Consider the following 24140-nt stretch of genomic DNA (forward strand, 5'->3'; position numbering starts at 1 on the left):
AAACCAGGCATTGACAGGAGCTCCTGCGCTGCCAGATGCAAGCTTCAAACCAGGTTTTGCCGCTTCTCCACCAGCCGTTCATACACATAATGACGTATACTGAATTGTATATTGCTGGCCACGGTCACGAACTCCAGGCCAACCAGAAAATCTCCCGGCTCTCCCCCGCCAGCAATATTTCGCACCTTGGCTGTCAGTGTAATGTCCGATATATCTTCAGATAACTTGAAATTCAAGGCCATCTGGTCATCGACCATGCCAATGTCACGACCCACTGCAAGCTGGCACCCTGTTGCGCTGAGATTGGTCAGCCGCACCGGTACAGATGATCCATCAATCAGGACAAGGTGGGCTTCAATATCCACCTTGATTCGCATTTCCCGACGAATTTTCTTGACATGGATAGCATGGGGAAAGGTAATGCACAAGCAGTTGAGCGGATGATGGAAGGTTTGGACCACACTTGCATCAAAACTACTGATCATGATCCCGGAAAATACACGTATCGTGATCTTTTCCCCATCATAAAATGTCATGAAACTCCCTTGCACCCTAGGCAAACGGACCAACAGATATTCATTGCTTTCCATACCAACGAATGTGGAAAGATGTTGCGCTGGCACATAGCCGCGGTGTGTCAACAGCTGCAGCTTTGTGCCAGGCTGAAGATTGACATCCTCGAACCCGATGGTTTCGAGCTCCCCATTCTTCGTTTCGGTCGAATTTTCTATTATTTCTGTCATATTGACTTATTTTTATACTCTATAAAGTGCAAGTTGCTGTTATAGATGGATTATTGCTAATATCAGACAACTACACAATACAGCATTTTCAATGCTCCTCAGAGGCATTATCCATTAATTAAAAAAGGTCTTTACCGCTTCCTCAACTACGGCGTATCATATCCATATACTAATTATGGTTAATGTAAACAATTGTAAATTCAGGAAGGAAAACCATCATGCTTAAAGTGTTATTTGGGTCATGGGTCGGCATCATCTCCATCAGCACTATCATTTTGACCATTGCCGTCGCCTCTTTTTGGATAGGTTTCTGTATTTTCAAAGCACGCAAGGTGTAGAAATAACCAATCCCATCCTCATCAATTCGCTCAATACACCTTTGCTGCAACGGCAAAGGCATGAACCGACATAACCCTACTAAATATAGGTGCAATGCCTCAATTTGAGGTATGCTTGCGTTGCCTCTATTTTTAACGCTAGACGAGACACCCATGAAAGATACATCGGTCAGCCTGCCTTGGCTTAACCTTCCCAATCTACCCGCCTCCGTCAAAACCCTGTTTGTCGGCTATCTCCTCGTCATCGGCATTGGCCTATGTATGGCCGGCCTGCAGATCATGCTCACGCATGGCATGGCCGATGGCAAGCTGGGATTATCCAAGGACGATATTGTCTACAGCTACTACGGCGACCGCAGCGGCAGCAAGATCGAAAGCAAACTCAATGGCTCGATGCAACCTTTCGCACCGCCTGAAGTTCGCCTGGACATCATCAAATGGGTCCGCGATGGCGCGCCGGAAGATCAATGGGAAAATCACTTCAAGGGCGTATTCGCCGAGCGTTGTGTTATGTGTCATAGCGTCACTCCCGGCATCCCTGACTACAGAACCTATGAAGGCGTCAAGCAAGTCACGGCCGTCAACGAGGGAGCCAGCATCCAGAGCCTGACACGCGTATCGCATATTCACTTGTTCGGTATCTGCTTCATCTTCTTTATCATGGCTTTCATCTTCAGCTTTGCCGTGAATGTGCCGCGCACATTAAAAATCCTGGCCATTGCCTTCCCGTTTGCCTTCCTGATCGTGGACGTCCTGTCGTGGTGGCTGACAAAATTGAACCCTGGCTTTGCCTGGCTCACTATCATCGGCGGTGTAGGTTATAGCATCGCATCCACCTTCATGTGGTTCACCAGCATGTACCAGATGCTGATCCTGTCGCGCAACGGCAAGGTGTATGGCAATGCCTGGGCAGCAGACCTGAAAAACTGAACAATTTAACGCGCAACATCACGGGGGCAATTGCCCCCGTGATTTTTTGTAGTCCTGCATCCTGAAAAAGCATAAGGTCCTTAGCTTGAACATCGTTTACCTGCCAGGTTTCAACTCCAGTCCAGCGAGCGAAAAATCATCGCTGCTGCAAAAGCACTTTCCGCAAATCATCATCCCTAAATACAATACTTGGGATCCCACAATTTCTTATGCACAACTCGAGAAAGTCATCCAGCCGTTGCTAGCTGAAGGCATGTTGCTCACCGGTTCCTCGCTCGGTGGTTTCTGGGCCTATCAATTCGCATGCCGCTATCAGCAGCAATGCCTGCTGATCAATCCATGTATGCACCCCGAACACAGCTTGCGCCGCTATCTTGGCGAAGTAGAGAATTTCTATACCCATGAACAAGGCTGGCTTGGAGAAGCCCAGCTTGCTCAATATGCGCAATACCGGTTCAGCGGCAGGCCGCACCGTATCACCGTATTGCATGAGCAAGGCGATGAACTGATCCCTTACATGGAAAGTGTGAGGAACTTTTGCGGCAAGGCAAGGCTCATTCTGCCAGGTGGCGGTCATCACCGGTTTGCCAGAACCGACCTGATTGTGGAAAGTATTTCCCAGATGCTGGCTGTGTAACAAATGGCAATGCCGCGACATGAATGCAACCTTGGAAAGAAAGCTCAATCTACCCTTGTTTCACCTTTCCCCGCACAAGCGCCAAAGGTGAGCAAATTCATATTATGATCACGCCAGTTTCAGTTAGAATAGATGGGTTTAATCATTAAATCAGGTCGTATAACCATGCTGCAAGGCAGTCTCGTTGCCATTGTCACTCCCATGCACGATGATGGCAGTCTGGATATCCAGGCATTACGCTCACTTATTGATTTCCATGTCGATCAGCAGTCTGATGGCATCGTTGTCGTGGGCACCACTGGTGAATCTCCTACTGTCAACTTCGATGAACACGCGCTGCTGATCAAAACCACGGTCGAGCACAGCGCTGGCCGCGTTCCGGTCATTGCCGGCACAGGTGCCAACTCTACCAGTGAAGCCATAGACCTGACTCGCAAAGCCAAGGAGTTGGGCGCCGATGCCTGCCTGCTGGTCGCTCCTTATTACAACAAACCCACCCAGGAAGGCTTATACCAGCATTTCCGCGCTGTTGCCGAGGCAGTGGATATCCCGCAGATACTATATAACGTACCAGGCCGTACCGGTTGCGACCTGCAGAACGACACCGTGCTGCGCCTCGCGGCCATCAAGAATATCGTGGGCATCAAGGATGCGACAGGCAATATCGAGCGCGGCACCGACCTGCTCCTGCGCGCACCGGAAGAATTCGCTATTTACAGCGGCGACGATGCCAGCAGCCTGGCGCTCCTGCTACTCGGCGGTCACGGAGTGATTTCGGTCACTGCCAATGCTGCTCCCAAACTCATGCATGAAATGTGCAAAGCTGCGCTGAACGGCAACATCAAGATTGCACGTGAATGCAATGCCAAGCTATTCGCCCTGCATCAAAAGCTATTCGTTGAAGCCAACCCGATTCCTGTGAAATGGGTTGTGCAGCAAATGGGGCTCATCCAGGGTGGCATACGTCTGCCGCTTGTGCCCCTGTCATCCCAATACCATGACACGCTGCGCAGTGCCATGAAGCAGGCCGCCATTTGACGTCACTGTTTATCAGTCAAAGAGACACCATGAATCGATTTACCATCAAACCAGTCATACTGGTCACCTTGTTTACCATCAGCGGATGCTCCCTCCCGTTCCTCGATACCGGTTCCGATTACAAGGCCGCCGGGCGAGCAAGACCCCTGGAAGTGCCGCCTGATCTCACCAATATCTCAGCTAGCGATGCCTATGCCCTGCCTGGCGCAGCGACCAACTATTCTGACTACAGCCAAACCCTGAATGCCGATGGCCAGGTAGAAAACGAGCAACAGAAGATCCTGCCGAACGCCGATGGCGTACGCATGGAGCGTGCCGGCGCCCAGCGCTGGCTGGTAGTTAATGCGCCGCCAGAAAAAATCTGGCCGGTCATTCGCGATTTCTGGACCGACCTGGGTTTTGCCGTGCAAGTGGAAAATCCGCAAACCGGCGTCATGGAAACCGAATGGGTGGACCCTAGCTCGCTGGATGTCGGTGATAAATCCTATCTGGAAAAATTTCAGGGTTGGCTGGATAAGCTCAACAGCCTGCAAAACCGCCAAAAATTCCGTACCCGCATTGATCACGGCACGGAACAAGGTACTACCGAAATCTACATGAGCCACCGTGCTGTCAGCAACGTGCCGGATGACGGCAAGGTCAAGGTGCGCACCATCGCCGGCGAAGTAGATATGGGTTACGTGCCGACCAAGACCAAGCGGACTGGCTCGGACGAATCCCGCGCCATCGCTGAAGATATTGATGCCGAACTGTTGCGCCGCCTCATGGTGCGCCTGGGCGTGGAAGAGAAGAAATCCCGCGCCATCATCGCCAACCCTGCACCTGAGCTGCGTGCCAGCGTCAACAAGGAAGCCGATGGCACGCTCAGCCTCAGCACCAACGATGCATTTGACCGCGCTTGGCGCCGTGTCGGCCTAGCACTGGACCGTATCGGCTTTATCGTCGAGGACAGGGATCGCTCCAGCGGCGTCTTCTACGTTCGCTACTCTGACAATGATATTGATGAACTGCCAAAGGAAAAGAAGGGCTTGCTGGATTCCTTGAAGTTTTGGGGCAATGATACCGACAAGGATGGTAACAAGAAGCGCAAGACTGGTGAAAACCAGTACCAGGTCAAGGTCGAGAACGCAAGCTCCGGCTCCCTGGTCACCATCACTGACAAGGATGGCAAGCGCGAACACACCAGCACTGCCAACCGCATCATCAATCTGCTGTTCGAACAACTCAAATAAGTATGCCAGCCTGCGCCTGCTGATATGCGATTTGCTTCACTTGGCAGCGGCAGCGCAGGTAATGGCCTGATTGTCGAACAAGGCACCACCCACCTGTTGCTGGATTGCGGCTTCGGCCTGCGCGATGCCGTACATCGTGTCGCCAGGCTGGGTCTGCAACCCGATGAGATTAACGGTATTCTCGTGACGCATGAGCATGACGACCACACCAGCGGCGTATTCAAGCTTGCCAACAAATACCGCATCCCGGTCTGGCTCACACATGGCACTTATGTCATGAGCCAGAAGCTCATGCCCAAGGAACTTGGCTTTGAGCTGCATATCATCGACAGCCATCAATCATTCAGCATCGGCGATTTGCAAATCCAGCCCTACCCCGTTCCGCACGATGCCCGCGAGCCTGTGCAATATATCTTTGAAAATGGGCAGCACAAACTTGGCATCCTCACTGATGCAGGCATCTCAACACCACATATTGAAAGTGTGCTCAATGCCTGCCATGCCATGGTGCTGGAATGCAACCATGACAAGGATATGTTGCTCAACGGCCCTTATGTGCGCTCACTCAAGCAGCGCGTAGGCAGCCGCCTGGGACATCTGGATAATCAAAGCGCGGCCAATCTGTTGAGCAAGCTGGATAACAGCAAATTGCAGCATGTCGTAGCCGCACACCTCAGCGGGAAAAACAATGAGCCAGCCCTGGCCAGCGCTGCTCTAAGTCGCTCGCTCAATTGCGAAGAACATTGGATAGGCATCGCACAACAAACAGAAGGTTTCGATTGGCGCGAAATCCTTTAGCTGCTATTGATTTATGGCAACGCCCAGCTTTAATTAAGTTAGTCAGCACACGTCATAAATCATCAATGCGACAGGCAAAAAAAGCCGACATAGTCGGCTTTTTATCAATTCAAAGCTGGCGCGAAGGCCAGCGTTAAATTACTTAGCTTCTTCAGCTGGTGCTTCTGCAGGAGCTTCTTCAGCAGGAGCAGATTCTTCAGCAGCAGGAGCGGCTTCTTCAGCAGGAGCCTCAGCTGGCGCTTCTTCAACTGCAGGAGCAGCTTCTTCAACAGCTGGTGCTTCTTCAACTGCAGGAGCTTCTTCCTTTTGACCACAAGCAGTCAGAGCAAGTGCGAGCAGAGCGGCAAGCAGAGCGGAACGTGTCATTTTTTATCCCTATAAAGATGTAGTGTAGACGATGGAACTAAAAACCAGTTACGGTTAGCCTTCAAACCAACCGAGTGGCAAAAATTCTACCATCTCCGGCAGGAAATACCAATGCTTTTTCGGTATTTACCCTTAATTTAGGCCTCGATTTCTCTGCTTTTTTTAGAATATTCCACGTATATCGTTCATTCATCCACCTTGATTCGCAAACGGGTATTATTGCCTTCCTCACGCTGGCTCTGTAAGAAGATTTCCCGACTGACCTGGTCGCGATTCTGCATGAGCCCGCCAATGTCGAGCCATTCCCCTCTCGCCACGCGCACTGTCGTCGTCAATTCATCGAAATCAATGAATCCTGCCGCATTCAAGCGCGCGATACGTGGAGTGATCTCGACCTCCACCTGATTGCCGATATAACGGGGACGCACGGCAAAGCCGGTGGTAATGTCGTGAAATTCCGTAGTCTCTTGCATATTCAGGTATTGCGCCGTCAATACCATCCATTGCTGGGTAAATGGCACAGATTGTCCTACCCGGATAAATGCACGCTCGCCATCCAGCACGGTCAAAAATTGCTCACTCCCTTGCTGCATGATGCTTCGGCCACTATCTATATTGAAGCGTACACTGCCCTGCTCTTCCGCATACCTACCGACACCTATTTCAATATCGCCATGGCGTATCATACCGTCCGCGCCAATGGCATCCCTGCTATCCATTTGCTGGTTGTCATACCGCACGGTGATCCGCAGATTGCGCCTGGCCGTATCCAGTTTTTCGACTAACGCCTCGATGGCTGCCATTTTCTCGGGTGCCGCCCGTACCACCAAATGTTGATCTATCGCAGAAACCGAGCCTTCGGGACCGGCCAATTGCTGCACGGCAGGCAATACATCCTGCGGGAAACGATGCTGCAAGGTAATCATCTTGAAATCCAGCCCTGCCGCCTGCACTGATAAACTCAGCAGCAACACCATTAACCACCATGCCTGCATCATGCCTGCTATTGGCCAACGCCTCTTGCTACTCCACACCATTATGTCCATATTCAGCATCAGCGGCTCACTCGTCCATGAGGTATAAATACCCTGCCAGATACCATTCGCGCAATTTGTGCAACAGTACCGTATCCTGTAGCACAGTAGCATCGAAACAAGTTGCATTGAGTTGGCGGTCATCCGCCAAAGCTATAAGAATATCCTGGTGTTGCTCTCCGGCAGTCCATTGTTCGCCATTCATGAAGAATTGCCGCCCATGGAACAACATCTGGCTCTTGCCAGACAAGACAATCCCATGCCGGGCAAGTTGCTGCGTAAACTGCTTCAGGCTTATGTCCTCGTTTTCATCGAACAGGATATGCAGCTTGGGCTCGGAAAGATAACGTCCGAGAAAAACAGCAATATCTTCTCGTTGCCAGCGGATCTTATCCAGCATCGTGCCTACCTTGTCCAACATACCACTGCCGATTTCCGCCGGATGCGGTTGATATTGCAAATCCGGGTCGGTATACATGCCGGATAGATTCAATTTATCCTGCAGATAATCAAGAAACACACTACCCAGCTCCTGTGCAGCAGGCGCCCTGAAGCCTATGGAATAAGTCATGGCATTACCCACCGCAATCCCCCAGTGGGCAACATGAGGCGGCAGGTACAGCATATCTCCTGGCTCCAGCACCCATTCCTGCTCAGTATTGAAGTTTTGCAGGATGCGCAATGGCGCACCTTCCACCAATGAGAGGTCATCCTGCTCACTAATGCGCCATAGGCGTTTGCCCTCTGCCTGCAGGAGAAACACGTCATAGGAATCAAAATGCGGGCCCACGCCGCCCTCATCAGGGGCGAAGCTCACCATCAAGTCATCAAGCCGCGCGTAAGGCACAAAGGAAAACTGTTGCAGCAGCTCCTCTGCCTCGGGCAAATAATGATTGACGCCCTGCACCAGCAAAGTCCAGTCACGTTCGGGCAAGCTGGCAAACCGCTCTTCCTCGAACGGTCCGTTTTCCACATGCCACTGTTCGCCCTGGAACAAAACCAAGCGTGCTTGCACCTCCTCCTCACACGATAATCCTGCCAGCTCATTCGGGCTCAACAATCCATTGAAGCCGGGAATAGCCTGGCGAATCAGCAAGGGTTTTTTCTGCCAGTATTCGGCAAGAAACTGCTCGGCGCTCAAGCCACCCAGCAGAGTCAATGGGATAGTATGGGGTTGCTGTTGTTTTTTCATGTTCGCATCATAGCGCATTGCTTACGCTGCATAGAATTTGAGGTAGAATCTTTTCCGTCTTTTCCACCGCAAGGCAAGCCATGCTGCAGCCCGATACGCCAGCCCCTGACTTCTCCCTGCTTGATGCAGATCTTGAAACCGTCACCCTTGCCGACCTGCGCGGACATAATGTGGTGATCTGTTTCTACCCCAAGGACAACACGCCCAGTTGCACCCTGCAGGCTATTGAATTCAGCGACCTGGAAGATGAATTCATGCGCCACGACACCATTGTGATCGGCATTAGTCGGGATGATTGCATGAGCCACGCCAATTTTCGCGACAAGCATGGTCTGGCAGTGCAATTACTTGCCGATGATGACGGTGCAGTATGCAAGCAATATGGCGTATGGCAGGAAATGGAAAAGGACGGGCTCAGGAGAATGGGCATAGTCCGCTCAACATTTGTCATCGACCGGACTGGAGTGGTACGCTTGGCACAATATAACGTCGTGGCTAAAGGCCATGCCACAGAAATTCTCCATTTCATCCAATCACTTTAAACGAAGGATTCTTCATGCAGATTGCCATGAACACTGTTGTTACCATCACTTATGAGCTGCGCGATAGCGATGGCAACGTCCTGGAAGCCAGCCAGGAACCTGTCACCTACCTGCATGGCGGCTACGACAATATTTTCCCCCGTGTCGAGGAAACGCTGCACGGCAAGACGGTCGGCGACTCCATCGAACTTACCCTGGAGCCTGCGGATGCATTTGGCGACTACGACGAAGAATTAGTGCAAATCGAGCCTGTTTCCGCGTTCCCAACAGAAGAGCTCAAGGTCGGCATGCAATTTGAAGGGGAAGACGAAACTGGCGATGTCATACTTTACACCGTCACCAATATCGAGGACGGCAAGGTCATTGTTGATGGCAACCACCCCTGGGCTGGCGAACGCGTACTGTTCAAGGCATCTGTAGTCGCTGTGCGCCCCGCAGGTCATGAAGAAGTGGAACACGGCCATGTACATGGCCCAGGCGGCCATCACCACTAATACAAAACTCTCGCGCCAAGCCATCATTGGCTTGGACAGCAGCACAAAATCAAAAGGCAACCAATAGGTTGCCTTTTTGTATTCGGGCTATTGCCTTCTTAAGAAACAAGGCTTATTGCATTACACGCACGGCGCACGACGAAATGTCTTTTTTGCACGCACGCGCTTGCGTTGAGCAAGACGCTCACTGATGCGTGACTGGCGCATCGACAATGTCCAACTATAGCTGGTCCAACTGATTGCAGCCGCCAGCGCAACACCACCGGCAACCATTGCGCCCACCTTTTCACCAGCAAACCAGCCGAACATAGCGGCAAAAGAGGCAAATACCACGGGGATCACTATCTTGATGAAATACTCGACAATCATAATTTCCTTTTGGGATTTAATTAACTGAATTGCAACCCCGGTAAGGGTTACGCTTCACATTATGACGTAGAGTTGTTTCAGAATTATGTCTAATCGCTAGACTAATTTTTTCAATTTGTACAGTTCATCCAAGGCTTGCCTAGGCGTCAGCTCATCAGGATCCAGGTTTTCCAGCATCATGACCACCGGGTGAATCTCAGGCTCCGTCTCGACATCAGCCACAATAAACATATCTCCTTGCCCATTCGTTGACTGCTGCGCCACCTGGCTTTGCTCCAGCTGCACCAGCTTGCGCCGTGCCGCACTCACCACCGAACGCGGAATACCTGCCAGTTGCGCCACCTGCAAACCGTAGCTTTGGCTGGCCGGCCCCTCTTCCACATTGTGCAGAAACACAATGCCGTTGCCATGCTCCACCGCATCCAGGTGTACATTTGCTGCGTGCTTGAACTCCTCCGTGATTCTGGTCAGTTCGAAATAATGCGTGGCAAACAGGGTATAACTATGATTTTTCTCCAACAACTGCTTGGCCACAGCCCACGCTAGCGACAACCCGTCGAAAGTCGATGTGCCACGCCCGATCTCATCCAGCAACACCAAGCTTTGCTCTGTCGCATTGTGCAAAATATTGGCGGTTTCCGTCATCTCCACCATAAAGGTGGAGCGTCCACCGGCCAAATCATCCGATGCGCCGATACGGGTAAAGATACGGTCTATAGGGCCGATCCGGGCGGATTTCGCAGGAACAAAGCATCCACAATGCGCTAACAGCACGATCAATGCAGTTTGGCGCATATAGGTGGATTTACCACCCATATTCGGGCCCGTAATCAGCAATAACTGGCGATAAGGCGACAAGGAAACACTGTTGGCGATGAAAGGCTGTGCCAGTTGCTCAACCACGGGATGACGTCCATCGACAATGATTAACCCGGCTTCTTCCGTGAATTGTGGCGCGACATACTTCAGGACATCTGCACGTTCGGCAAATGATGCCAGCACATCCAGTTGCGCTACCGCTTCCGCGTTACGTTGCAAAGTAGTCAAAGCCGGCTGCAATTGCTCCAGCAACACATCGAACAATGCCTTTTCACGCGCCAGAGCACGTTCATTGGCCGAAAGCACCTTATCCTCGAATGTCTTAAGCTCCGGCGTAATGTAGCGCTCCACGTTTTTCAGCGTCTGGCGACGGCGATACTCGGCAGGCACATTCTCGGATTGCGCGCGGCTGACTTCGATATAAAAGCCATGCACGCTGTTGTATTCCACCTTGAGATTGCCGATACCGCTACGCTCGCGTTCCTGCGCTTCGAACTCGAGCAGGAACTCGCCGCAATTGCTCTGGATGCCGCGTAACTCATCCAGCTCAGCATCGAACCCATCAGCAATCACACCACCTTCGCGCAATACGGCAGCAGGCTCATCCTTGATAGCAGTTTGCAGCAACTCCAGCGTCGCGTACGGCGCATCCAGCTGCTGTTGCACGGTGTGCAGCAATGTCGATTCCTGTACCTGGATTGCCTGCTGTAACCAGGGGAACTGTTGCAAGCTGTCACGCAAACCGGACAAATCTCGAGGTCGAGCGGTTTTCAGGGCTATCCGGGCACTGATGCGCTCGATATCCCCAATATTGCGCAATACCGGGCGCAGCCCGTCATATTGCGCCTGCAAACTGGTCACTGCCTGCAAACGCTCCTGAATAGCTTTCTGTTGTTGCAAGGGGTGATGCAGCCATTGCCTGAGTAAACGCGCGCCCATCGCCGTCACCGTAGTATTCAACAACGAATACAAGGTGGGCGATGCCTCGCCGCGCAGGGTCTGGTCAATTTCCAGATTACGGCGTGTCGCGGCATCCAATTGGATAAACTGGCTGGCCTGCTCCACTACCAATCCCTGAATATGCGGCAGGCTGGTACGTTGCGTATGCTTGACGTAATCCAGCAAAGCGCCAGCGGCCTGGATCGCCGCTGGCATGTCTGCGCAGCCAAACCCGCCCAGGTCATAGGTATCGAACTGTTTGGTCAATGTCTGCATGGCAGAATCCAGATCAAACTGCCAGGGCGCCAGGCGCTTTCTGGAGCATTTCACCATTTCCAGCGCAGGATGCGACCAATCATCCGGATAAAGGATTTCCGCCGGGCTGATACGCTCCAGCTCCTGCGCCAGCAAATCCGGCTCGATTTCGCTGAGGATAAAGCGCCCCGAGGCAAGATTAATGCGTGCCAGACCCAATAGGCCATCGCCATGCATGAGCGCCAGCAGCAAGTTGTCGCGCGTGTCATCCAGCAGCGCTGCATCGGTCAAAGTGCCCGGCGTGAGGATGCGCGTCACTTGGCGATCCACCGGCCCTTTGCTCTTGGCAGGATCACCGACCTGCTCGCAAATGGCGACAGCTTCGCCCAGCTTGGCGAGCTTGGCCAAATATTGCTCAACCGAATGGAACGGCACGCCAGCCATGCGGATCGGCTCACCATTGGAACTTCCGCGCTTGGTAAGCGTAATGCCGAGCAGGCGCGAGGCTTTCTCCGCATCGTCATGAAACAGCTCGTAAAAATCCCCCATGCGATAAAACACCAGCATATCGGGATATTGCGCTTTGATGCCCAGGTACTGGCGCATCATGGGGGTATGTTGCTCCAGGGAAATAGTGTCGGGATTGCTCAAATTGATTGCCTGCCTAGTTGTGCTCCCACTTCAAGGAGCGCTTAAATCGCAAACGATAATTATACTGCTGTCGCAGGCTTAGCTCATCACGCAAAATTTCTGGCAATACAACCGCACGGACAAGCCAGCCTGTTTCACAAACAACCCAGTAAGTCCGAAAAAAGCATACAAGTTTCTGCCTCAGACCAGGAAAAAATCACAAAACCACGCCCAGCAAGTGATTTCAGGAAAAAATCACTTCCCCCTAATGAGTCTCATCTGCAGAATACCGCTACAATGAACTCCAATGAAAACCTCCTCCCCCCTGGTACGTTCTGGACACGCATTTCCCAGTCTTCCCGTGACTTATGCATTGCATTGCTGATTATTGCGGGTGTATTTCTCGTTTCCGCCAGGCTGGATCTTTCAGAAAAATTCATTGAATGGGCATTGGCGCATGAATCATTGCAGCTAGATGAATTCCCGCTGGTGCTTTTTGCGGCCGCCCTGGTATCTGTCTGGTTCTCACATCGCCGCATGAAAGAAATGCTCACCGAGGTCGATCGCAGGCTGGAAGCAGAACACGCTTCCCAGGAAAGCCAACGCATGTTCAAGACCTTGTTTGACCAAGACTTATGCGGCAATTTTGTTGCCGATGCCAAAGGTAACATCCTACTCTGCAACCCTGCATTCAGCGCCATGTGCGGCCACAATGAAACAACCCTCAATCTCCAGCAAGCCATCGGTAGGCGCTGGGAAGAACTATGCGCCAAGCTGCAAACAACCGAGAAAATCGATATCGCCGAACTCATCATCCGACACCCGGATAATGTGCCTTGGGTAGTCATGGCCCGACTGACAAAAGCATTGGACAACCAATCATCCCCGGACAGAAGGATTCATGGTTTCTTCACTGACATTACCGAGCAACACCTGGCCGAACGCGAACTGGCGGTTCTGCTCAAGGAAAATCAATCACTTGCTCGCCATTCCATGCAAGTTCAGGAAGAAGAACGTCGCAATATTGCCCGGGAAATCCATGATGAAATGGGACAATATCTCACCGCCATCCGGCTGGAACTCGCGGGGCTGCCCAAGGAAGGCGCCCAGGCCCTCGCTGAATTTGCAAAGCGCATCAGCTCGCATGTAGAGCATATCCAGCAGGCGGTTCGCGGCCTGATCCATCGCCTGCGCCCAATGGCACTGGATGCGCATGGCCTGGTTGAAGCTATAGAGCAACTGGTCAAGGAATGGAAAAAGCAACACCTGGACATTGATTGCCAGCTTGCATTGGACAAGCCCTGCCCGAACCTGCCGGAAAAAACCAGTATTGTCATTTACCGGATTGTCCAGGAATCCCTCACCAATATCGCGCGCCATGCCCATGCGAATCATGTTTCCATCAAATTGACGCGTATCCGCGGCATTTTGTCAGATATCTTGAATATCGAAATCAAGGATGATGGTGTCGGATTCAATCTTCACTCCACCAAAAAAGGCTTTGGCCTTTCCGGCATGCGGGAACGCGTCGAAGCGGAAGGCGGCACTTTTAATATCCATACAGCAGGCAAAGGCGTGGTTATTTCAGCCACTCTGCCTGTACACGCAATATCCCAAGGTAATTCAGGAAAGTTGATCAATGGTTCAGAAAATACTGTTAGCAGATGATCACGCAGTAGTTCGCAGCGGTTTACGCACTTTATTGGAGAACGCGGGCTATCAGATCATCGCCGAGGCAGAGAATGGCGAACGCGCCTGCACCTTGTGGCAGGAACATCATCCCGATCTCGGGATTCTGGATCTGGACATGCCCGGCATAGGGGGCTTGGAAGCCCTGCACCGCATCATTGCACGCGACCCGAACGCCCGCCTCGTCATTTTCAGCATGCATAGCGACAATATCTATGCAGTGCGCGCCATGCAGGCGGGGGCAAAGGGCTATGTCGTCAAGACGGATGCACCAGAAGTGCTGCTGGATGCGGTCAGGCAGATATTACGCGGTGGACGCTATATCGGCCATGAGTTGGCTCAGCATCTGGCCATGGATCGGTTCTCACCCACTGAGAACCCATTGGAAAAACTTTCCCCGCGGGAGTTTGAGGTATTCCGGCGAATTGCCGAAGGGGTATCGTTGAGCGGCATCGCCGAGCAATTGCATATCGGCTACAAGACAGCCGCCAATATCCAGACCCAGGTACGCCAGAAGCTAAACGTGCAGACTACAGGGCAACTGGTACACCTTGCCATCCGCTTCGGCATTGTCCAGCAACACGATTAACAATTGGCAGGCTTCAAGGATAAAAAAAACCAGGCAATCGCCTGGTTTGGATAATCCTTAGTGGTATGGAGTTGAACAACAGGCTTGACGAAAAACATATAACTGGAAATCAAAGCTGTTAGATAGCATCGTATGCTCAAGCCTGCTCATCAACCATTGCATTAATTCCTAAAGATTGCCGGGATTTTCTCCCGACATTTCCTATCACCACCTACTCAACTATCAATCACGCCATGTTTGATAGCCAGGCGCACCAATTCGATGGGGCTGTTGATACCCAGTTTTTGCTTCAGCAAGGTCTGGTAATTGGCTACCGTTTTCTGGCTGATTCTCAAGGTAGAGGAAATTTCGTCTATTCCTTTCCCTGCCGCCAACAGCCGGAATACCTCAAATTCACGCGCAGACAATAAGCGGGTCGGGTCATCGCTTCCCGACAAGGTTTGCAAGGCAATCTGCTGGGCGATGCCGGCACTCAAATACCCTTTGCCCTGCGCGACCTCACGCACCGCTTGAACCAAGTCATCAGCCGCACCGGATTTGGCGACATATGCTCTTGCCCCCGCGCTTAGCGCCTGTGATGCAAACGCCGCATTTTCATGCATGGAAAAAATAATGACGCGCGCCTGCGGATAACGCGCGATGATTCTGCGCAGAGCTTCCAAACCACCCATGCCTGGCATGGACATATCCATTACCACCACATCCGGCAGGCATTCGCCATAAAACTGATAGGCCTGTTCCCCACTCTCTGCTTCCGCAATCACCTCCACGCCATCATTCTGCTCCAGCAACCGACGCAGGCCGGAACGGACCACCTCATGGTCATCCACCAGCATGATGCGAATATTGATACTCATTGCTCTCCCCCTAGCGATTCCTTCAATGGCAGCTCAACCTTGATCCGTGTTCCCGCAGCCAGCGTGCTTTCCAACAGGCAACGTCCACCCAGGCCCTCTGCCCGCTCGCGCATACCAGCCAGCCCGAAACCGGATGGTAATTGCGCTGTGTTGAATCCACATCCGTTATCCTCAATATCAATACTGAGCATAATGTTTTCCACCCCAATCCGTATATCAACTTTGCTGGCATGCGCATGTCGGGTCACGTTGGTCAGGCATTCCTGCACGATGCGGTATACCGTAATTCTGGTCGTTTCATCCTGAATGGTATCCAGTCCTGGTGCAATATCCAGATGCACTTCTACCTGCCGGTTCCGCTGTTGCCAGGTATTCACCAGATCCGTCACCGCAATCGTCAACCCGAATGTATCCAATCCGGACGGTCGCAGCCTTTGCAGCATATCATGCACAATATCCATCATCTGCCGCGCCACTGTGCTGATTGCCTTTGCGCTTTCCTGCGCACTTTCCATGCTCTTGGCATTGAGGATAGCTGAAGCATCCACATGTACGGCAGTCAGGTATTGGCCGATTTCATCATGCAGGTCACGCGCCAGGTTTTTGCGCTCATCCTCTTGCAAGCGGATCATCTGCTGAGTGAGCTGGTGATTGTTATGGATACTTTTTTCCAGCGTTTCCGCCATGGCATTGAATTTACGACTAATGCCCGCCAGCTCTGGTAACTCGAATTCCGGCAACCGGGCTTTCAGGTTCCCCTGCTCCAACTCGTTCAGCGCCGTCATGATGCTGTCCACCGGCCTCATCGCGCGACCAACAGCCCAATATACCAATGCATTGACCGCCACAAAGAAAATCGCGACTAATGATAGCAGGCCCATGATGTCGCCCAGCACCTCTTCAATCTCATACCTGGGATCAGGTGTCACGACCAGCTCGCCTATCATGCGGCCATTGGCAAATATCTGGCGACGAATCTCTGGCATGGCAGGTGTAATCCACGCCATCGCACGGACAAGCCACGACACAGATTTTTGCTCATTATCTTTGAGATTGCTATCGCGCAAACGTCCATGGGCATCAAAGAACTCGATGCGCAGATGGCGCACATTGCCCAGGCTATGCAAGCGGAATATCGAATCGGATGGTATCTTCTCCGCTCCATGCAACCAAGTGTAGTCAGAGGTGTAATGCAGGATTTCCGCATCCAACAGGTGCATGGCCAGCGTTGCCGTTGATTGCACTTCTGCACGTACATCATCACGCGCATTGTGAACCATCATGACGGCAGCAAGCAGCAGAATCAATGCCAATAGCAGGGTAATGATCAGGTTGAGGCGTAACTTCAGGTTCATTGGCGAACTGGATCGTCTGGACGGTTGCGGGTGATTGCGCAATTTAAATCAGTTCTCCGAAAACAGAAACGGGAAAAAGTCCCGACACTTGCGTGCACAGCACAAAAATCTGATGAACAATTCCCCCGACGAGAGTGACTCATTCCTACAGTCACCCGACAAACCTTACTTTAGTATTTGATACTGAAGTTAGCTTCAGTTGCTGTTTTTAAGTACTGGTTTACCAGATTTAATCTTTAAAATACATAACTGAAGTAAAAAGTTCACTCCATGTTCTTTGCAACTTCTCCATAGTGTTTGCCAGCGTGGTTTTCCACGCTGGCTTTTTTATTTGTGTCACATGAGAAGTAGTAATTGAGTGAAAAAATGGACAGTGCTACTGTCCAAGATAGATTATTTCACTGGTGTTTTCAGAGCATCGGTCAAGTGCGGCGTCAGCACTTGCAGCATCTGCACAAAAACCTTAGGGTTAGCCGCCACGATATTACCGCTTTCCAGGAAGCCTTCGTTACCTTCAAAATCGCCGACCAAACCACCTGCTTCATGCACCAACAGAGAGCCGGCCGCAATATCCCAGGTAGAAAGACCGATTTCCCAGAAACCATCGAACCAGCCCGCAGCCACGTATGCCAGGTCAAGTGCCGCAGAACCTGGCCGGCGTAGTCCAGACGTCTTTTTCACCATGTCCTTGAACATGCCCATATAGGTTTCAAAATGCGTGAAATCGCGGAATGGAAAACCTGTGCCGATCAAGGAGTCCTGCAATTTAGGACGGCTGGTAACGCGGATGCGCTTGTTGTTCAAGAATGCACCACCACCGCGAATGGCGGTAAACAAATCATTGCGGCTAGGGTCGTAAATTACGGCGCGCGTGATTTGCCCTTTTTGCCTTAGCGCAATGGAAACGGAATATTGCTGAAAACCATGCAAGAAGTTAGTGGTGCCATCCAGTGGATCGATAATCCAGACATTCTCGGCATCCTCATCCTGCTTGCCGCTCTCCTCGCCGAAGAACCCATGGTCGGGATAGGCATTCTTCAGCACATCAATAATGGCGGCTTCGGCATTCTGATCAATTTCACTGACAAAGTCGTTGTAATCCTTGCTGCGCACAGTGAGGGCGCCAATGTCCAACGAACCTCGGTTGATGATATCGCCGGCACGGCGGGCGGCCTTGACCGCATTATTCAAGAAATGCATATGTTCTTTCCGTTTTTACTGATTTCCCGGCAGGCCGGGCTGGTTTTTAAAGAGCTGGGATAGGGACACGCTTTTCAAGAGCATGCCCAAAACTGATAAAATGGCATTTTAAGCCTTATTGCCATGACATCCAATCCCAACCTGCTAAGCCAGATCCGCATCGTCCTCTGTCAAACCAGCCATCCGGGCAATATAGGCGCCGCGGCGCGCGCCATGAAAACCATGGGCATTTCCCAACTGGTGCTGGTCAAACCCAAATCCTTTCCTCATGCAGAAGCAGTGGCCATGGCTTCGGGTGCGACAGATATTCTGGACCATGCAATTGTGTGCGATAGCCTGCCAGAGGCATTGCATGGCACCACACTTGCCATCGGCATGAGCGCGCGGCGGCGCGAGCTTTCGCATGAGCTTGTGGCAGCGCGCGAGGGTGTGCAGCGGGCGATTGCTACAGCACGCCATAGTCCTGTTGCGCTGGTGTTCGGGACGGAAATGAGCGGGTTATCAAATGCCGAACTGGACCATTGCCAATTGCTCGCCATGATTCCTGCCAATCCCGCGTACTCCTCATTGAACCTTGCCGCTGCTGTGCAGGTGCTCAGTTACGAGCTGCGCATGGCCGCGCTGGACGACCCGCAGCCAGCCGATAATGAACCAGTGCCGCTGGCTGCCAGTGAAGAGATAGAGCGTTTTTATATCCACCTGGAACAAACATTGGTCGAGATCGGCTTTCTCAATCCGGACCAGCCCAAACGGCTGATGCAACGACTGCGCAGGCTATATGGTCGTGCCGGACTGGAAAAAGAGGAAATCAATATCCTGCGCGGCATCCTGAGTGCGACCCAATCTCCCCACCCGCCGCGCTCTACTACTTTTTGAGCGTATTGCTCGCATTTAAATCAGAGTAAAATACTCAAATGTTCAGTCATATCAAAGAAGACATCAATGTTGTTTTCGAGCGCGATCCCGCCGCTCGCACCCGCTGGGAAATCCTCACCACCTATCCTGGCGTACATGCCCTGCTCATCCACCGCTTTTCCCACTGGTTATGGCAGCAGCGCTTGTACTGGCCGGCAAGATTATGCTCTCACATCGCGCGCTGGCTGACCGGTATTGAAATCCACCCAGGTGCCGTAGTGGGTCGACGTGTCTTCATTGACCATGGGATGGGCGTTGTCATCGGCGAAACTGCCGTCATCGGCGATGATTGCACTCTGTATCATGGCGTGACGCTGGGCGGCACTTCCTGGAACAAAGGCAAGCGTCACCCAACTTTGCAGGATGGTGTGGTAATCGGCGCAGGCGCGAAAGTACTGGGCCCGATTACAGTAGGAGTCAAGGCCAAGATCGGCTCCAATGCCGTCGTCGTCAAGGATGTGCCGGACAACGCCACGGCAGTAGGTATTCCCGCAAGAATTGTGGACCCGGAAAAACCACGCCAACAAGACGATAGCTCAGAAAAAACCGGTTTCTCTGCCTATGCAGTCAGCGACAATATGAACGATCCCATGAGCAAGGCCATTCATGCATTGATGGATCATATTTCGCGGCAGGATTCCCAGATTCAGGAAATGAAAGAACAGCTTGCCAAACTAGGAGCTGATATCGAAACAGACACTGAGGTAGGCCAGGCATTTGATGTGAACTATATCAACAAAATAGTTGACTAAAGCATTAAGGTATTATAGAGTTTTCATCAGAGATTTATTGCCTAAAACCGCATCAACTACACAATAGATGCGTCATTCGAACAACCTCAGGAACCGAATATGCGATTAACCACAAAAGGCCGTTTTGCAGTGACCGCGATGCTGGATCTGGCGCTTCATGAAGAGGAAAAACCAGTCACGCTCGCCGGTATCAGCGAGCGCCAGGGCATTTCTCTTTCCTATCTGGAACAGCTTTTCAGCCGTTTGCGTCGTAACGGTTTAGTCAAAAGTGTGCGTGGCCCAGGTGGCGGTTATCACCTGGCAAAAAACCATCACGACATTTCCATCTCTGACATCATCACCGCCGTGGATGAGCTGATCGATGCCACACAATGCGGTGGAAAGGAAAACTGTCACGATGGCAAGCCCTGCATGACTCATGAGCTATGGTCCAGCCTGAATGCCAAAATACTGGAATATCTCTCCGGGGTTGCGCTGGCAGACCTGGTGACTTCTCAGCGCGAAGGTAAGGAAATCCGCTTTGTGGCACGCCGCGAAAGTGTGCGTCCACAGGCGCAGGTAGCCGCCTGACCAACAACAGGACACTGAATATGAGCCGCCCCGTTTACTTTGACAATAATGGCACCACTGCCCTGCATCCAAAGGTGTTGCAGGCTATGCTGCCCTATTTGTCGGAGCAACAGGGTAATGCAACCAGCCGCCATATTTATGGCCGCTCGGCACGCAATGCCATTGACCAGGCACGGGAACAGGTGGCCGATGCTGTCGGAGCGCATACCTCGCAAGTGATTTTTACCTGCGGCGGTACAGAAGCCGACAATCTCGCAATCACTGGGGTGGCAGGCGCACTGGGGAAAGGTAGGATTGCCATCAGTAGCATAGAGCACCCTGCAGTTTCCAGGCCAGCCGAAGCACTGAGGTGGCAAGGTTGGGAGCTTGACTTGATCGCATGCAACCAGCATGGGCAGGTTGAAAAAAGTTCGTTCGTGGCCATCTTGGAAAACAGGCCCGACATCGTGTCGGTCATGCTCGCGAACAACGAAACCGGTGTGATCCAGGATGTCGCAGCGCTAGGTGAGCTCGCCCGTCAGCACAAGGCTTATATGCATACCGACGCGGTGCAGGCGCTGGGCAAATTGGACCTGAATTTCACCGATCTGAACGTGCATGCCATGAGCTTGTCCTCGCACAAGATCAATGGCCCGCAAGGTGCCGGCGCGCTGATTCTGGACAAACGTATCGACATACAGCCATTGCTTTACGGCGGTGGCCAGGAACGAGGGCTCAGAAGCGGCAGCGAGAACATTGCCGCAATCGTAGGTTTTGGTACCGCCTGTCACCTGCTTGCTACCGAGGTAAGAACACACAGGAACAAGCTAGTTGGCTTGCGCGAGCATCTTGAGCACGGCCTATGTCAGTTAGGAGCGATTATTTTTGGCGCTGAAGCCGAACGCCTGCCCAATACCAGCTTCTTCGCCTTTGAAGGTATAGACGGTGAAACCATGGTAATGGCGCTGGATAAACAAGGCTTTGCCATTGCCAGCGGCTCGGCCTGTTCCAGCGACAGCAAAGAACCCAGCCATGTGCTGCTGGCCATGGGCATCCCACCCGATATCGCCCGTGGCGCGATCAGGGTCAGCTTGGGTAATGACAACGAATTACATGAAATAAATGCCTTCTTGCAAACGTTGGAGCGCGAGCTGGCCAGATTGAGAAAATTAACTGCAGTTGCAGTGTAGGAAAATAGAAAATGACAGTACATACACCAATTTACCTGGATTATTCAGCCACTACCCCAATTGATCCACGGGTAGCGGAAAAGATGATCCCTTACCTCACCGAGCATTTTGGTAACCCGGCATCGCGCAGCCATGCCTTCGGCTGGACTGCGGAAAAAGCTGTGGAGAACGCCCGTGAGGAAGTCGCCAAGCTGGTGAATGCCGATCCGCGTGAAATCGTCTGGACTTCTGGCGCGACGGAATCCAACAACCTGGCGATCAAGGGTGCGGCCAATTTCTACAGCCCTACCAAGGGCAAGCATATCGTGACTGTGCAGACCGAGCACAAAGCGGTGATCGACACCGTGCGCGAACTGGAACGCCTGGGGTATGAAGCTACTTATCTCACGCCTGAGCCCAACGGCCTGCTTGACTTGGAAAAATTCAAGGCAGCCCTGCGTCCGGATACCGTTCTGGCATCCGTCATGCTGGTAAACAATGAAATCGGCGTGATTCAGGACATCGAGGCCATCGGCAATATCTGCCGCGACCAAGGCGTAATCTTTCATGTGGATGCGGCACAGGCAACTGGCAAGGTGCATATCGACCTGCAAAAACTGCCAGTGGACCTGATGAGCTTCTCCGCTCACAAGACCTACGGCCCCAAGGGCATAGGCGCACTCTATGTACGTCGTAAACCACGCGTGCGTATCGAGGCGCAAATGCACGGCGGCGGCCACGAGCGCGGCATGCGCTCCGGTACCCTAGCAACCCACCAAATCGTCGGCATGGGCGAGGCTTTCCGTATCGCACGCGACGAGATGGATAGCGAAAATGCACGCATCCTCAAACTGCGCGACCGCCTGCTCAAGGGTTTGCAGGAAATAGATGAGGTGTATGTCAATGGCGACCTTGAACACCGTGTGCCTCAGAACCTCAACATCAGCTTCAACTTTGTCGAGGGCGAATCCCTAATCATGGCGGTCAAAGATATTGCCGTGTCCAGCGGTTCGGCCTGTACTTCTGCAAGCTTAGAACCTTCGTATGTGCTGCGTGCCCTGGGTCGCTCCGATGAACTGGCACATAGCTCAATCCGCTTCTCGATTGGCCGTTTCACCACCGAAGAGGATATTGATTACACGGTACAACTGATGAAGGGCAAGATCGGCAAACTGCGCGAACTGTCGCCGCTCTGGGAAATGCATATGGAAGGCATAGACCTGGCCACGGTAGCGTGGGCAGCACACTAACCAACCTCCGATGTCCAGCAGGCTGGGTATCGGAAACAGCAAGAATTCATACACCTGTCAGCATGCCATGCAGGTGATGCAGTAACAGCGGCATGTTGGAAATTTTGAGGAGTAGAAAAATGGCATATTCAGACAAAGTACTTGATCACTACGAGAACCCTCGTAACGTGGGCTCCCTGGACAAAAACGACCCTTCCGTCGGCACTGGCATGGTAGGCGCCCCGGCTTGCGGCGACGTAATGAAGCTGCAAATCAAGATCAACGACCAGGGCATCATTGAAGACGCCAAGTTCAAAACCTATGGCTGCGGCTCTGCTATTGCCTCCAGCTCGCTCGTGACTGAGCTCATCAAGGGAAAATCCCTGGACCAGGCTATGGAGATCAAGAACTCCGACATCGCGGCAGAGCTGGCGTTGCCACCTGTCAAAATCCACTGCTCCGTACTGGCAGAAGACGCGATTCGCGCTGCAGTGGAAGATCTCAAGGCCAAACAAGGTATCAAAGACGAACACGCGGCTTAAGGAGGTACAGGTATGGCAATTTCGCTCACAGAAACCGCTGCCAAGCGTGTGGAGAAATTTCTTGCCAACCGCGGCAAGGGTATCGGCCTGCGGCTGGGCGTCAAGACTACCGGCTGCTCCGGCATGGCATATACGCTGGAGTTCGTAGATGATCTCAGCTCCGAAGACGTAGTGTTCGAAAGCCATGGCGTCAAGGTGATCGTGGACCCCAAAAGCCTGGTCTATATCGACGGCACGGAGCTGGATTTCACCAAGGAAGGCCTGAACGAAGGTTTCAGGTTCAACAACCCCAACGTCAAGGATGAATGCGGCTGTGGCGAAAGCTTTACCGTCTAGCCCATTGCATTGATCTGCCAGGCAGTTGGCGCAAGCCGGCTGCCCTGTTCGAGCTACCCTCTGGATATGTCTGACCTGAAGAACAATCACTTCGAGCTGCTTGGTTTGCCAACCCGGTTCGCGCTGGATATGCCACTGCTGGAGCAGAACTACCGCAAGCTGCAGGCAGAAGTGCATCCTGACCGCTTTGTAGCCTCCTCCCCCAGCGAACGCCTGCAATCCATGCAATGGGCGACGCAGGTCAATGATGCATATCAGACGCTCAAAGCCGCTACTCCCCGCGCACGCTACCTGCTGCAACTGCACGACATTGATACCGAAGAGGAAAGCAACACCGCCATGCCTGCCGATTTCCTCATGTTGCAAATGGAATGGCGCGAGGCTGCGGAAGAGGCGTTTGATGCCAGCGATATTGCTGCCCTGGATAACTTGCTCAAGGAAATGCACTCTCAAGGCAAGGCGCTGGAACAATCCCTGATTAACATGCTGGATCAACAACAAGCATGGAAGCAAGCGGCAGGCGTGGTACGCAAGCTGAGTTTTATTGACAAGATATGCAGTGATGTCGAATATAAAATAAGCAAACTGGAAGACGAATAACC

27 protein-coding genes are annotated in these 24140 nt (G+C 52.3%); 17 read left to right on the plus strand and 10 right to left on the minus strand.

The features are described from left to right. Positions 1-44: 44 nt before the first annotated feature. Positions 45-743, minus strand: a complete 699-nt coding sequence (locus V7Z75_RS05260) for a flagellar brake protein (protein ID WP_334107569.1) — start codon at positions 741-743, stop codon at positions 45-47. Positions 744-912: 169 nt separating this feature from the next. Further along, positions 913-1143 carry a hypothetical protein gene (locus V7Z75_RS14190; protein WP_442919876.1) on the minus strand — a complete coding sequence of 77 codons (231 nt, stop codon included), beginning with the start codon at positions 1141-1143 and terminating at the stop codon, positions 913-915. A gap of 91 nt (positions 1144-1234) precedes the next feature. Here V7Z75_RS14190 and V7Z75_RS05270 point away from each other — a divergent pair, with 91 nt between their 5' ends. The 5 genes from V7Z75_RS05270 to V7Z75_RS05290 all read left to right on the plus strand — a co-directional run bounded on the left by V7Z75_RS05270 (position 1235) and on the right by V7Z75_RS05290 (position 5716). After that, positions 1235-2011: an elongation factor-1 alpha gene (locus V7Z75_RS05270; RefSeq protein WP_334107571.1), complete on the plus strand. Its 777-nt coding sequence runs from the start codon at positions 1235-1237 to the stop codon at positions 2009-2011. An 85-nt stretch (positions 2012-2096) separates the two neighbouring features. Next, entirely contained in the window at positions 2097-2648 is a 552-nt protein-coding gene (locus tag V7Z75_RS05275; RefSeq protein ID WP_334107572.1) for a YqiA/YcfP family alpha/beta fold hydrolase, read from the plus strand. 165 nt (positions 2649-2813) lie between these two features. After that, on the plus strand, positions 2814-3686 hold the full coding sequence (gene dapA, locus V7Z75_RS05280) for a 4-hydroxy-tetrahydrodipicolinate synthase (RefSeq protein WP_334107573.1): 873 nt from the start codon (positions 2814-2816) through the stop codon (positions 3684-3686). A 29-nt stretch (positions 3687-3715) separates the two neighbouring features. After that, positions 3716-4918 carry an outer membrane protein assembly factor BamC gene (gene bamC, locus V7Z75_RS05285; RefSeq protein WP_334107574.1) on the plus strand — a complete coding sequence of 401 codons (1203 nt, stop codon included), beginning with the start codon at positions 3716-3718 and terminating at the stop codon, positions 4916-4918. Between the two features lie 24 nt (positions 4919-4942). After that, on the plus strand, positions 4943-5716 hold the full coding sequence (locus V7Z75_RS05290; protein WP_334107575.1) for an MBL fold metallo-hydrolase: 774 nt from the start codon (positions 4943-4945) through the stop codon (positions 5714-5716). Between the two features lie 138 nt (positions 5717-5854). On the opposite strand, the gene V7Z75_RS05295 is transcribed toward V7Z75_RS05290, so the two are convergent. The 3 genes from V7Z75_RS05295 to V7Z75_RS05305 form a co-directional block, all read right to left on the minus strand. Next, the gene (locus V7Z75_RS05295; protein WP_334107576.1) at positions 5855-6082 is read right to left on the minus strand and encodes a hypothetical protein; all 228 of its coding nucleotides are present in this window, start codon (positions 6080-6082) and stop codon (positions 5855-5857) included. Between the two features lie 185 nt (positions 6083-6267). Then, positions 6268-7080: a secretin N-terminal domain-containing protein gene (locus V7Z75_RS05300; RefSeq protein WP_334107577.1), complete on the minus strand. Its 813-nt coding sequence runs from the start codon at positions 7078-7080 to the stop codon at positions 6268-6270. A 64-nt stretch (positions 7081-7144) separates the two neighbouring features. Further along, positions 7145-8308 carry a cupin domain-containing protein gene (locus V7Z75_RS05305; protein WP_334107578.1) on the minus strand — a complete coding sequence of 388 codons (1164 nt, stop codon included), beginning with the start codon at positions 8306-8308 and terminating at the stop codon, positions 7145-7147. 80 nt (positions 8309-8388) lie between these two features. Between V7Z75_RS05305 and V7Z75_RS05310 the strand changes: the two genes are divergently transcribed. Continuing rightward, positions 8389-8850 (plus strand): peroxiredoxin, encoded by a 462-nt coding sequence (locus V7Z75_RS05310; protein WP_334107579.1) that lies wholly within the window; start codon positions 8389-8391, stop codon positions 8848-8850. 14 nt (positions 8851-8864) lie between these two features. Then, entirely contained in the window at positions 8865-9344 is a 480-nt protein-coding gene (locus V7Z75_RS05315; RefSeq protein ID WP_334107580.1) for an FKBP-type peptidyl-prolyl cis-trans isomerase, read from the plus strand. 120 nt (positions 9345-9464) lie between these two features. On the opposite strand, the gene V7Z75_RS05320 is transcribed toward V7Z75_RS05315, so the two are convergent. Next, positions 9465-9713, minus strand: coding sequence for a hypothetical protein (locus tag V7Z75_RS05320; protein WP_334107581.1), 249 nt, complete (start codon positions 9711-9713; stop codon positions 9465-9467). Between the two features lie 96 nt (positions 9714-9809). Continuing rightward, positions 9810-12335 carry a DNA mismatch repair protein MutS gene (mutS, locus tag V7Z75_RS05325; protein ID WP_334107784.1) on the minus strand — a complete coding sequence of 842 codons (2526 nt, stop codon included), beginning with the start codon at positions 12333-12335 and terminating at the stop codon, positions 9810-9812. 318 nt (positions 12336-12653) lie between these two features. On the opposite strand from mutS, the gene V7Z75_RS05330 reads away from it, so the two are divergent. Together V7Z75_RS05330 and V7Z75_RS05335 are read left to right on the plus strand one after the other, a co-directional pair. Continuing rightward, positions 12654-14024: a histidine kinase gene (locus V7Z75_RS05330; protein ID WP_334107582.1), complete on the plus strand. Its 1371-nt coding sequence runs from the start codon at positions 12654-12656 to the stop codon at positions 14022-14024. After that, entirely contained in the window at positions 13996-14634 is a 639-nt protein-coding gene (locus tag V7Z75_RS05335; protein ID WP_334107583.1) for a response regulator transcription factor, read from the plus strand. The genes V7Z75_RS05330 and V7Z75_RS05335 overlap by 29 nt, the downstream gene beginning before the upstream one ends. 215 nt (positions 14635-14849) lie before the next feature. Here V7Z75_RS05335 and V7Z75_RS05340 read toward each other — a convergent pair whose 3' ends face one another. The 3 genes from V7Z75_RS05340 to V7Z75_RS05350 form a co-directional block, all read right to left on the minus strand. Then, positions 14850-15491, minus strand: a complete 642-nt coding sequence (locus V7Z75_RS05340) for a response regulator transcription factor (RefSeq protein WP_334107584.1) — start codon at positions 15489-15491, stop codon at positions 14850-14852. Then, a complete protein-coding gene (locus tag V7Z75_RS05345) occupies positions 15488-16846 on the minus strand; it encodes an ATP-binding protein (protein WP_334107585.1) in 1359 nt (452 codons plus the stop codon). The genes V7Z75_RS05340 and V7Z75_RS05345 overlap by 4 nt, the downstream gene beginning before the upstream one ends. Before the next feature lie 393 nt (positions 16847-17239). Then, entirely contained in the window at positions 17240-18046 is an 807-nt protein-coding gene (locus V7Z75_RS05350; protein WP_334107586.1) for an inositol monophosphatase family protein, read from the minus strand. A gap of 123 nt (positions 18047-18169) precedes the next feature. Between V7Z75_RS05350 and V7Z75_RS05355 the strand changes: the two genes are divergently transcribed. The 8 genes from V7Z75_RS05355 (at position 18170) to hscB (ending at position 24138) form a co-directional block, all read left to right on the plus strand. Further along, complete coding sequence (locus tag V7Z75_RS05355; RefSeq protein ID WP_334107587.1) at positions 18170-18922, plus strand: RNA methyltransferase; 753 nt, start codon at positions 18170-18172, stop codon at positions 18920-18922. A 38-nt stretch (positions 18923-18960) separates the two neighbouring features. Continuing rightward, positions 18961-19713 (plus strand): serine O-acetyltransferase, encoded by a 753-nt coding sequence (cysE, locus tag V7Z75_RS05360; RefSeq protein WP_334107588.1) that lies wholly within the window; start codon positions 18961-18963, stop codon positions 19711-19713. A 99-nt stretch (positions 19714-19812) separates the two neighbouring features. Continuing rightward, entirely contained in the window at positions 19813-20283 is a 471-nt protein-coding gene (gene iscR, locus V7Z75_RS05365) for a Fe-S cluster assembly transcriptional regulator IscR (RefSeq protein ID WP_334107589.1), read from the plus strand. A 20-nt stretch (positions 20284-20303) separates the two neighbouring features. Then, a complete protein-coding gene (locus V7Z75_RS05370; RefSeq protein ID WP_334107590.1) occupies positions 20304-21452 on the plus strand; it encodes a cysteine desulfurase family protein in 1149 nt (382 codons plus the stop codon). Between the two features lie 11 nt (positions 21453-21463). Further along, on the plus strand, positions 21464-22681 hold the full coding sequence (locus V7Z75_RS05375; RefSeq protein WP_334107591.1) for an IscS subfamily cysteine desulfurase: 1218 nt from the start codon (positions 21464-21466) through the stop codon (positions 22679-22681). A gap of 119 nt (positions 22682-22800) precedes the next feature. Beyond that, on the plus strand, positions 22801-23202 hold the full coding sequence (iscU, locus tag V7Z75_RS05380) for a Fe-S cluster assembly scaffold IscU (RefSeq protein WP_334107592.1): 402 nt from the start codon (positions 22801-22803) through the stop codon (positions 23200-23202). A 12-nt stretch (positions 23203-23214) separates the two neighbouring features. Further along, positions 23215-23538 (plus strand): iron-sulfur cluster assembly protein IscA, encoded by a 324-nt coding sequence (gene iscA / locus V7Z75_RS05385; RefSeq protein ID WP_334107593.1) that lies wholly within the window; start codon positions 23215-23217, stop codon positions 23536-23538. Positions 23539-23604: 66 nt separating this feature from the next. After that, a complete protein-coding gene (gene hscB / locus V7Z75_RS05390; RefSeq protein ID WP_334107594.1) occupies positions 23605-24138 on the plus strand; it encodes a Fe-S protein assembly co-chaperone HscB in 534 nt (177 codons plus the stop codon). Positions 24139-24140 lie beyond the last annotated feature (2 nt).

The sequence above is a fragment of the Methylobacillus sp. genome, assembly GCF_036844465.1.
Classification (GTDB): Bacteria; Pseudomonadota; Gammaproteobacteria; order Burkholderiales; family Methylophilaceae; genus Methylobacillus.

Bases quoted from the DNA above. Each gene is read 5' to 3' on its own strand.
- V7Z75_RS05260 (WP_334107569.1), bottom strand. From the start codon at position 743: ATGACAGAAATAATAGAAAATTCGACCGAAACGAAGAATGGGGAGCTC.
- V7Z75_RS14190 (WP_442919876.1), bottom strand. From the start codon at position 1,143: ATGCCTTTGCCGTTGCAGCAAAGGTGTATTGAGCGAATTGATGAGGAT.
- V7Z75_RS05270 (WP_334107571.1), top strand. From the start codon at position 1,235: ATGAAAGATACATCGGTCAGCCTGCCTTGGCTTAACCTTCCCAATCTA.
- dapA (WP_334107573.1), top strand. From the start codon at position 2,814: ATGCTGCAAGGCAGTCTCGTTGCCATTGTCACTCCCATGCACGATGAT.
- bamC (WP_334107574.1), top strand. From the start codon at position 3,716: ATGAATCGATTTACCATCAAACCAGTCATACTGGTCACCTTGTTTACC.
- V7Z75_RS05290 (WP_334107575.1), top strand. From the start codon at position 4,943: ATGCGATTTGCTTCACTTGGCAGCGGCAGCGCAGGTAATGGCCTGATT.
- V7Z75_RS05295 (WP_334107576.1), bottom strand. From the start codon at position 6,082: ATGACACGTTCCGCTCTGCTTGCCGCTCTGCTCGCACTTGCTCTGACT.
- V7Z75_RS05300 (WP_334107577.1), bottom strand. From the start codon at position 7,080: ATGATGCAGGCATGGTGGTTAATGGTGTTGCTGCTGAGTTTATCAGTG.
- V7Z75_RS05305 (WP_334107578.1), bottom strand. From the start codon at position 8,308: ATGAAAAAACAACAGCAACCCCATACTATCCCATTGACTCTGCTGGGT.
- V7Z75_RS05310 (WP_334107579.1), top strand. From the start codon at position 8,389: ATGCTGCAGCCCGATACGCCAGCCCCTGACTTCTCCCTGCTTGATGCA.
- V7Z75_RS05315 (WP_334107580.1), top strand. From the start codon at position 8,865: ATGCAGATTGCCATGAACACTGTTGTTACCATCACTTATGAGCTGCGC.
- V7Z75_RS05320 (WP_334107581.1), bottom strand. From the start codon at position 9,713: ATGATTGTCGAGTATTTCATCAAGATAGTGATCCCCGTGGTATTTGCC.
- mutS (WP_334107784.1), bottom strand. From the start codon at position 12,335: ATGATGCGCCAGTACCTGGGCATCAAAGCGCAATATCCCGATATGCTG.
- V7Z75_RS05330 (WP_334107582.1), top strand. From the start codon at position 12,654: ATGAACTCCAATGAAAACCTCCTCCCCCCTGGTACGTTCTGGACACGC.
- V7Z75_RS05335 (WP_334107583.1), top strand. From the start codon at position 13,996: ATGGTTCAGAAAATACTGTTAGCAGATGATCACGCAGTAGTTCGCAGC.
- V7Z75_RS05340 (WP_334107584.1), bottom strand. From the start codon at position 15,491: ATGAGTATCAATATTCGCATCATGCTGGTGGATGACCATGAGGTGGTC.
- V7Z75_RS05345 (WP_334107585.1), bottom strand. From the start codon at position 16,846: ATGAACCTGAAGTTACGCCTCAACCTGATCATTACCCTGCTATTGGCA.
- V7Z75_RS05350 (WP_334107586.1), bottom strand. From the start codon at position 18,046: ATGCATTTCTTGAATAATGCGGTCAAGGCCGCCCGCCGTGCCGGCGAT.
- V7Z75_RS05355 (WP_334107587.1), top strand. From the start codon at position 18,170: ATGACATCCAATCCCAACCTGCTAAGCCAGATCCGCATCGTCCTCTGT.
- cysE (WP_334107588.1), top strand. From the start codon at position 18,961: ATGTTCAGTCATATCAAAGAAGACATCAATGTTGTTTTCGAGCGCGAT.
- iscR (WP_334107589.1), top strand. From the start codon at position 19,813: ATGCGATTAACCACAAAAGGCCGTTTTGCAGTGACCGCGATGCTGGAT.
- V7Z75_RS05370 (WP_334107590.1), top strand. From the start codon at position 20,304: ATGAGCCGCCCCGTTTACTTTGACAATAATGGCACCACTGCCCTGCAT.
- V7Z75_RS05375 (WP_334107591.1), top strand. From the start codon at position 21,464: ATGACAGTACATACACCAATTTACCTGGATTATTCAGCCACTACCCCA.
- iscU (WP_334107592.1), top strand. From the start codon at position 22,801: ATGGCATATTCAGACAAAGTACTTGATCACTACGAGAACCCTCGTAAC.
- iscA (WP_334107593.1), top strand. From the start codon at position 23,215: ATGGCAATTTCGCTCACAGAAACCGCTGCCAAGCGTGTGGAGAAATTT.
- hscB (WP_334107594.1), top strand. From the start codon at position 23,605: ATGTCTGACCTGAAGAACAATCACTTCGAGCTGCTTGGTTTGCCAACC.